We start from the raw sequence: 8,920 nt of genomic DNA, 5'->3' as shown, positions 1-8,920 counted from the left end.
ATTTTAATCTCAAACCCATCCCGGAGGTGGAACAGGTCACTGCCTGACCTGTCCCGCCGGGACGGTTCTCTTAAAAAATACCATATAGATTTTTTGTACGCCGCCGCCCGCCATCGAGCAGAGTTTTACACCTAATTGGGGATAAAACAGCTCATGGCTGGCGGTGGTGTTGCCCTCATCGGTGCGACCCTTGTACCTCTGCTTTCCGGCTTGTTCGGTTAAGAAGCACGGGTAAAGGCTTATGCAGAGCATACTTGACGCGATTAACGAATGGATAAAGGAAATCCTTATCGGAGCGATAAACGGTAATCTGTCAACTATGTTCGGGGACGTAAACGAAAAAGTCGGTACGATAGCTACCGAGGTAGGCAAGACCCCGCAAGGGTGGAACGCAAGCATATTTTCCATGATACAGACCTTATCGGAGAATGTGATTATCCCCATTGCGGGGCTTGTCATTACCTACGTCCTATGCGTGGAGCTTATCAGCATGGTAACGGAAAAGAACAATATGCACGACGTTGACACGTTCATGTTCTTTAAGTGGTTTTTCAAGGCGTGGGTGGCGGTGTACCTTGTCACCCACACCTTTGATATTACCATGGCGGTATTTGACGTGGCACAGCGTGTCGTTTCCGGTGCGGCAGGGGTGATCAGCGGTAACACGAACATTGACGTGACCGCCGCCCTGTCGTCCATGCAGGACGGGCTTGACGCTATGGAAATCCCCGAACTTCTCTTGCTTGTCATGGAAACAAGCCTTGTGAGCTTGTGCATGAAAATCATGTCCGTGCTGATAACCGTTATCCTCTACGGAAGAATGATAGAGATTTACCTTTACTGTTCGGTATCGCCTATCCCGTTTGCGACCATGACAAACCGGGAATGGGGACAGATAGGAAACAACTACCTAAAATCCCTGTTCGCACTTGGTTTTCAAGGCTTCCTCATTATGATATGTGTCGGCATTTATGCGGTGCTTGTGAACACGCTGACGGTAGCGGACAACTTACACAGTGCGATTTTTTCAATCGCCGCCTATACCGTTATCCTCTGTTTCTCCCTGTTTAAGACCGGCGCACTTGCAAAATCAATCTTCAACGCACACTAACGAAAGGAGGTTTTTTCTTGGCGTATGTACCCGTACCCAAAGACCTAACAAAGGTAAAAACAAAGGTAGCGTTCAATCTTACCAAACGGCAGCTCATTTTCTTTGCGGCGGCGTTGGCTCTTGGCTTGCCGCTGTTTTTCCTGTTCAAAGACAGCGCAGGGACGAGCCTTGCCGCTATGGTGATGATTGTGGTAATGCTCCCGTGTTTTCTCTTTGCCATGTATGAAAAACACGGGCAGCCCCTTGAAGTGGTGATACGAAACATCATCAATACAAAATTCACCCGACCAAAGGAACGCCCCTATCAGACACAGAATTTCTATGCCGTTATCGAACGGCAGGCAAAATTGGAAAAGGAGGTATCAGCGATTGCAAAAGGCAACCGAAAAAAAGACGCAGGCAAAACGCCCCGCAGGAAAGACTAAACGGAAGCTGACCCGTGCTGAAAAGAAACAGATCGCGGAAGTGATACAGAAAGCAAAGGGCGACGGAAAGCCCCACACCGCACAGCAGACCATTCCCTATGTGCAGATGTACCCGGACGGTATCTGCCATGTTTCCGGCAAGCGGTACAGCAAGACCGTTGCCTTTGAGGACATCAACTATCAGCTTGCACAGGCAGACGACAAGACCGCCATTTTTGAAAACTGGTGCGATTTTCTCAACTACTTTGACGCAAGCGTACAGGTGCAGCTCTCTTTCATCAATCAGGGCGGGCGCGGCAGCGACGCAGAAAACGCTATCCATATCCCGGTACAGAATGACGCTTTTAACTCTATTCGTACCGAGTATTCGGATATGCTGAAAAATCAGCTTGCAAAGGGCAATAACGGACTTGTGAAAGCAAAATACATCACATTTTCCATTGAAGCCGACAGCATGAGCGCGGCAAAATCCCGCCTTGCCCGGATTGAAACCGACATACTCAATAACTTCAAGGTGCTTGGCGTGTCTGCCCGCCCCATGACAGGCTATGAACGCTTGGAAGTGCTGCATGGCATTTTCCACCCACAGGGCGAGCCGTTTTGCTTTTCTTGGGAATGGCTTATCCCGTCCGGGCTTACCACAAAGGACTTTATCGCCCCGTCCTCTTTCCGTTTCGGTGACGGACGGTATTTCCGCATGGGACAGAAAATCGGTGCGGTATCGTTCTTTGAAATCCTTGCACCGGAACTTAACGACCGTATCTTATCTGACGTGTTGGACTTGGAAAACGGCGTTATGGTAAATCTGCATATCCGCAGTATCGACCAGACCGAAGCAATCAAGACCATTAAGAGGAAGATCACCGACCTTGATAAAATGAAAATCGAGGAACAGAAAAAAGCGGTACGCAGCGGCTACGACATGGATATAATCCCGTCTGACCTTGCCACATTCGGCAGCGAAGCGAAAAATCTCTTGCAGGACTTACAGAGCCGCAACGAGCGAATGTTTCTCTTGACGTTCCTTGTGGTGAACATGGCAGACACAAAAAGAAAACTGGATAATGACATATTCGCTACGGCGGGCATTGCACAGAAAAACAACTGCGCTTTGACCCGCCTTGACTATATGCAGGAAGCGGGCTTTATGAGCAGTATTCCGCTTGGGGAAAACCTTATCCCCATTCAGCGGGGACTGACCACATCAAGCACCGCTATTTTTATTCCCTTTATCACGCAGGAGCTTTTTCAGACAGGTGCAGCGTTGTACTACGGCTTAAATGCCCTGTCTAACAACATGATACTCTGCGACCGAAAGCAGCTCAAAAATCCAAACGGGCTTATCTTGGGAACACCGGGCAGCGGTAAATCCTTTGCGGCGAAACGTGAAATGGCAAACGCCTTTCTCATTACCGACGACGACATTATCATCTGCGACCCGGAAGCCGAGTATTTTTCCCTTGTGCAGCGGTTGAACGGACAGGTTATCCGACTGTCCCCGACCGGCAGGGGCATTGACGGAAAGCCGCAGTATGTAAATCCTATGGATATTAACCTCAACTACTCCGAGGACGACAACCCGCTTGCGCTGAAATCCGATTTTATCCTGTCCTTGTGCGAGCTTGTCATTGGTGGCAAGGAGGGCTTGCAGCCCGTGGAAAAGACCGTCATTGACCGCGCCGTGAGAAATGTTTACCGACCGTTCCTTGCTGACCCCGACCCGGCGAAAATGCCTATCTTGGGCGACCTTTACGACGAGCTTTTGAAACAGCCCGAACCCGAAGCCGCCCGCATTGCGGCAGCGTTGGAATTGTATGTTTCCGGCTCTCTCAACGTCTTTAACCACCGTACCAACGTGGAGCTGACAAACCGCCTTGTCTGCTTTGACATTAAGCAGCTTGGAAAGCAGCTCAAAAAGTTAGGTATGCTCATTGTGCAGGATCAGGTGTGGAACAGAGTGACCGTAAACCGTGCCGAAAAGAAATCCACCCGCTACTACATGGACGAATTTCACTTGCTGCTCAAAGAGGAACAGACCGCAGCCTATTCCGTGGAAATTTGGAAGCGTTTTCGTAAATGGGGCGGCATACCGACCGCCATTACGCAGAACGTCAAAGACCTGTTATCAAGCCGCGAGGTAGAGAACATCTTTGAAAACTCCGATTTTGTCCTCATGCTCAATCAGGCGGCGGGCGACCGGGCTATCCTTGCAAAGCAGCTCAATATCTCCCCACAGCAGATGAAGTATGTGACCCACTCCGAAGCGGGCGAGGGACTTATCTTTTACGGAAATGTGGTGCTGCCATTCATTGACCGTTTCCCGAAAGATACCGAGCTTTACCGTGTAATGACAACCAAACCGGAGGAGGTGGCAGGCGCATGAAACCCTTAACGCATTTCAGTCTGTTTACGGGTATCGGCGGCATTGACCTTGCGGCAGAAGCCGCAGGGTTTACCACCGTATGCCAGTGCGAATGGGCGGACTATCCAACCGCTGTCCTTGAAAAGCACTGGCCGCTTGTGCCGCGCTTCCGGGACATAACGACCGTAACAAAGGAGGCTTTTATTGAAAAGACAGGACAAAAAGAAATCACACTCTTATCCGGCGGCTTCCCATGCCAGCCCTTTTCCTCTGTCGGACCGCGACGGGGATTTGAGGACACCCGTTACCTCTGGCCGGAGATGTGCCGCGTCATTAAAGAACTGCGCCCCCGTTGGGTGCTTGGCGAAAATGTTGCTAACTTCGTCAACATGGGACTGCACAAGACGCTCTTTGACTTGGAAAGTGCGGGATATGCAGTTTGGACATTCGTGCTTCCTGCTTGTGCCGTCGGTGCATGGCATGAGCGCAAACGAACTTTTATCGTCGGGGCTGATGTTTCCCACACCCCTTGCTTCCGACACCGGGACAAAACCCCGTGTATCAAGGGTGACGATCTCTCCAAACGGAGCGTTCCGCAGAATGAACAACAATGGGAATTACTGGGCGGCGTCCCTTTCGGAAACAGTCTACCACCTATCCCCGAACGCGGAGGAAAACTTGCGGTTCAATCCCGAATGGGTGGAATGGCTCATGGGGTTCCCGCCGAAATGGACGGACGTTACCTGTGGACAATAGAACCGCTTGACATTCCCCGCTTGGCAGAGGACAAGAAAGACCGTATAAAGCGGCTGAAAACATTGGGGAATGCCGTTGTTCCCCCACAGGTTTATCCTATCTTGCGTTTCATTGCAGACATAGAGCTTGGAAACTGTAAAGACTGGTGCGTGTTCTGACCGAAGAATTTTGACCGATTGGAGGTGAGGAAACAATCGAAACAAGACAATCTCTCTTTGTCCGAGAGCTTTCCCCGGAAGCGGCAACGTCCTTTATCCGGGCATACCACTATTCAAAGGTGCTGCCCCAGCTGAATAAATACTATTTGGGACTTTACCGGGACAAAACACTTTGCGGCGTGGTAACGCTTGGGTGGGGAACGCAGCCGTTACAGACCATACGAAAACTTTTTCCCGACCATGCCTTACAGACAAAGGATTACTTGGAAATCGGAAAAATGTGCTTTCTCCCGTCCGAGAACGGCAACGGGCATTTTGGCAGTCTTGCCCTGTCTGCACTCATTAAGTGGGTGCGGCAGGAAACGGACTGCCTTTTCCTTTACACCCTTGCGGACGGTATCATGGGAAAATGCGGCTATGTGTATCAAGCCGCAAATTTCCGCTACATGGGGCATTTTCTAACGAGCGTGTACCGGGACGCGGAAACCGGGGAAAAGATACACCCCCGCAGCGCAGGACTTCTCTTAAAAGAAAATGCAGAGCTTGACGGAAAGAAAGCGCGGCATTGGCTGACACATAACTTTTGCACCATGAAAGGCATTGAGAAAATCGACGGGCGAATGTTCCGCTATATTTATCCGCTGAACAAAAAGGCAGAAAACATCTTGCGACAGTACTCGCAGTATCAGAGCCTTTCCTACCCCAAAGACCGGGATTTATTTTTCCGTGTGCGCACCGGGGACAGGCAGTATCAGACCATAGCACCGCCCCGGTTTGACCGGGACGTGTGCCGTTATAACCCGCAGAAATTTGACCGATTGGAGGTGACAGACCATGAAAGACCCCTTGAAGCCCCGTGACAAGGTAACACAGAAAATGAGCCGTGACGGGCTTATCGAGGTAAACGAAACCAAAGAAACCGCCGAGCGTATCAGCCGCCGGGAACAGGAAACGGACTACACAAAGCAGCCGGAACAGCCGCAGGATATGGCGCAGCAGCTTCATAACCAAACGTCGGAAACCGCACCACTTCCCCCAACACCGGGTATCGCCCCAAAGCATGATACCGTAACGGCAGAGCGTGTCATGGAGCATATCGGCGCAGCACAGACCCGGCAAGCGTCCAAAAAGGCAGTACGCAAAGCACAGGAGGAAGCCACCACAAGCGGCAGATCTTCAAGATTGCAATTTACCGACGAGGAACTTTCCACCCCGGAGCTTGAAAAGTATATCAAGAACTCCGACAAAGCCGCTGACCGTTTGGACGCGGCAAGGGCGGCAGTCCCAAAGGAAAAAGTGCTTGTGCGAAGCCGCACCTTTGACGAAGCCACAGGAAAAGGCAAGACCCGATTGCACTTTGAAGAACGGGAAAAGCCCATGCCGGACTTGAAGCACCGAAAAAATCCGCTGTCCCGTCCGGTGCAGGAAGCGGGTGTATTCGTCCACAACAAGATACATGAAGTGGAAAAAGACAACTCCGGCGTGGAGGGCGCACACAAGACCGAGGAATTGACCGAGGGCGGCGCAAGGTACGGGGCAAGGAAAATCCGGGAGGGCTACCACCGCCACAAGCTGAAACCCTACCGGGCGGCGGCAAAGGCTGAAAAAGCGGCAGCACGGGCAAATGTGGAATTTCAGTATCAAAAACTCCTGCATGATAACCCGCAGATTGCCGCGTCTAATCCGCTTTCCCGCTACTGGCAGAAACAGCAGATCAAAAAGCAGTATGCAAAGGCGGCACGGACAGGCAGTATCAAGACCGCCGCAGAGAACACCCGCAAGGCAGCAAAGAAAGCCGCGGAAACCACCCAAAAGACCGCTGAATTTGCGGCAAGGCATTGGAAAGGTATCTTGCTCATCATTGCCGCGCTGCTTCTTTTCATCATGGTATCGGCGGGGCTTTCCTCATGCGGTGCTATGTTTTCCGGGCTGTTAAACGGCGTGATCGGAACTTCCTACACGTCCGAGGACAGCGACCTTGTGGCAGTCGAAAACAACTATGCGGCTATGGAAACGGAACTGCAACAGCGGATTGACAATATCGAGCGTGATTATCCGGGCTATGACGAATACCGCTATGACCTTGATAATATCGGGCATAACCCCCACGCTTTAGCGTCCTATCTGACCGCACTTTTACAGAGCTACACCCCGCAGAGCGCACAGGCAGAATTAGACCGCATTTTCAATCTGCAATACAAACTGACCGTGACCGAGGAAGTGGAGATACGCTACCGCACCGAAACCCGTACCGACACTTGGACGGACGAGGACGGAAATACCCATAAGGACACCTACACCGTGGAAGTGCCGTATGAGTATTACATTCTCAACGTGACCTTAACCAACCGTGATATAGCCACCATTGCTCCGGAAGTATTAAACGAAGAACAGCTTGCCATGTTCCGGGTGTACTTGGAAACAAGCGGCAATAAGCCCCTGCTTTTCGGCGGCGGTTCTGCTGATACGTCCGCGTCGGAGGATTTAAGCGGCGTACAGTTTGTAAACGGCACACGTCCCGGCAATCCGCAGCTTGTAGAGCTTGCAAAGGCACAGGTGGGAAATGTGGGCGGTGCACCTTATTGGAGCTGGTACGGCTTTGACAGCCGTGTGGCATGGTGCGCCTGCTTTGTTTCTTGGTGTTACGGACAGGCGGGGTTATCCGAGCCGCGCTTTGCCGCCTGCCAGTCGCAGGGCGTACCGTGGTTTACCTCTCATGGACAATGGGGCGCACGGGGCTATGAGAATATCGCCCCCGGTGACGCTATCTTTTTCGATTGGGATTTAGACGGAAGCGCAGACCATGTAGGAATTGTAATAGGCACGGACGGAAGCCGTGTCTATACCGTGGAGGGCAATTCCGGCAATGCCTGTAAAATCAAAAGCTACCCCTTAGACTATGCCTGTATCAAAGGGTACGGGCTGATGAACTGGAATTAACCGAATTTTGAAAGGAGAACTGAACTTATGGCAAACAACAAACTTGACCGTATCAATGCGGAGATCGAAAAGACCCGCGAACGCATTACCGAGCAGCAGAACCGTTTGAAAGACCTGCTTGCACAGAAAACCGAGCTTGAAAACCTGCAGATCGTACAGCTTGTGCGTGCGATGCGTCTGACCCCTGCGGAGCTGACCGCTATGCTTTCCGGCGGCGGTATTCCCGGCATGAACGCTGTACCCGCTGAAACTTACGAGCAGGAGGACAACGCCCATGAAGAATAAACGACTGTTCCGCAGCTTTCTTGTACTCTTTGCCGCCCTTGTCTGCATGGGCGGCTTTTCCATGACCGCCTACGCACAGGGAAATGACATTCCCACCGACGACAGCGGCGTTATCACGGAAACCGAGCCACAGCCCCTTACCCCGGAGGGCAATATGAGCCTTGTGGACGACATTTCCGGCGAAGCGTCCGAGGATAAGCAATTTATCGTGGTGCAGAGCAAAGGCGGCAACTATTTTTACATCATCATTGACAATGCCGCCGAGGGCGAAAACACCGTCCATTTCCTTAATCAAGTGGACGAAGCCGACCTGATGGCGATTATCGGGGAGGAAGAAACCACTACCCCCGCAGTCTGCACCTGTACCGACAAATGCGTGACCGGGGCAATCAACACCGCCTGCCCGGTATGCTCTGTCAATATGGCGGCGTGTACGGGTGTGACAGCAGCAACCGAGCCGGAGCAGCCCGACGAGCCGCAGGAAGAAGATAACGGTATGGGCGGCTTGATTGTGTTCCTTATCGTGGCACTTCTTGGCGGTGGCGGCGCACTCTACTACTTTAAGATTTTCAAGCCGAAACAGGACGTGAAAGGCAGCACCGACCTTGACGATTTTGATTTTGACGAATACGACGAGTACGAGCCGGAAGCCGACGACACGGGCGGCGAAGAAACGGAGGACGAGGAAGCATGACATGGTTTACCGACAGTCCTTTTGAAAAGATGATGACACAAAGACCCACCAGGCGGCGCGACAATGCGCCGCCTGTTCCAAAATACCCGGCTTGCGTTTCCTGTCCGTACAATGGGCAGTCCCCTTGTGTGGGCTACTGTCTGAAACGGGTACAGGAGAAAAAGAACACCGAGCCGGAACGCTGAAAGG

Annotated in this window: 9 protein-coding genes and 1 pseudogene; all 10 read left to right on the top strand. The window is 51.8% G+C overall.

Annotation, left to right across the window (positions count from 1 at the left end):
• Positions 1–138: 138 nt before the first annotated feature.
• Positions 139–222, top strand: a pseudogene (locus tag HED67_RS07955) (Maff2 family mobile element protein); the annotation flags it as partial.
• A 19-nt stretch (positions 223–241) separates the two neighbouring features.
• Positions 242–1,111 (top strand): VirB6/TrbL-like conjugal transfer protein, CD1112 family, encoded by an 870-nt coding sequence (locus tag HED67_RS07950; protein WP_221718000.1) that lies wholly within the window; start codon positions 242–244, stop codon positions 1,109–1,111.
• 17 nt (positions 1,112–1,128) lie between these two features.
• Positions 1,129–1,536, top strand: coding sequence for a PrgI family protein (locus HED67_RS07945; protein WP_221717999.1), 408 nt, complete (start codon positions 1,129–1,131; stop codon positions 1,534–1,536).
• Positions 1,433–3,919 carry a VirB4-like conjugal transfer ATPase, CD1110 family gene (locus HED67_RS07940; RefSeq protein ID WP_330656625.1) on the top strand — a complete coding sequence of 829 codons (2,487 nt, stop codon included), beginning with the start codon at positions 1,433–1,435 and terminating at the stop codon, positions 3,917–3,919. Before HED67_RS07945 ends, HED67_RS07940 begins: the two co-directional genes overlap by 104 nt.
• Positions 3,916–4,812 carry a DNA cytosine methyltransferase gene (locus HED67_RS07935; protein WP_221717997.1) on the top strand — a complete coding sequence of 299 codons (897 nt, stop codon included), beginning with the start codon at positions 3,916–3,918 and terminating at the stop codon, positions 4,810–4,812. The genes HED67_RS07940 and HED67_RS07935 overlap by 4 nt, the downstream gene beginning before the upstream one ends.
• A gap of 17 nt (positions 4,813–4,829) precedes the next feature.
• Positions 4,830–5,672, top strand: a complete 843-nt coding sequence (locus tag HED67_RS07930) for a Mom family adenine methylcarbamoylation protein (protein WP_456298680.1) — start codon at positions 4,830–4,832, stop codon at positions 5,670–5,672.
• Positions 5,673–5,688: 16 nt separating this feature from the next.
• Positions 5,689–7,752: a CHAP domain-containing protein gene (locus HED67_RS07925; RefSeq protein WP_330656626.1), complete on the top strand. Its 2,064-nt coding sequence runs from the start codon at positions 5,689–5,691 to the stop codon at positions 7,750–7,752.
• 27 nt (positions 7,753–7,779) lie between these two features.
• Positions 7,780–8,037, top strand: a complete 258-nt coding sequence (locus HED67_RS07920; protein WP_221717995.1) for a DUF4315 family protein — start codon at positions 7,780–7,782, stop codon at positions 8,035–8,037.
• On the top strand, positions 8,027–8,731 hold the full coding sequence (locus HED67_RS07915) for a DUF4366 domain-containing protein (RefSeq protein ID WP_221717994.1): 705 nt from the start codon (positions 8,027–8,029) through the stop codon (positions 8,729–8,731). Before HED67_RS07920 ends, HED67_RS07915 begins: the two co-directional genes overlap by 11 nt.
• Positions 8,728–8,916, top strand: a complete 189-nt coding sequence (locus HED67_RS07910) for a hypothetical protein (RefSeq protein ID WP_221717993.1) — start codon at positions 8,728–8,730, stop codon at positions 8,914–8,916. Before HED67_RS07915 ends, HED67_RS07910 begins: the two co-directional genes overlap by 4 nt.
• Positions 8,917–8,920: the final 4 nt, after the last annotated feature.

Origin of the sequence: Pseudocoprococcus catus (assembly GCF_019734885.1) — a bacterium.
GTDB lineage: Bacteria > Bacillota > Clostridia > Lachnospirales > Lachnospiraceae > Coprococcus_A > Coprococcus_A catus.
The sequence above is the reverse complement of the archived record's forward strand: the minus strand, read 5'-3'. Positions and strand labels throughout refer to the sequence as shown.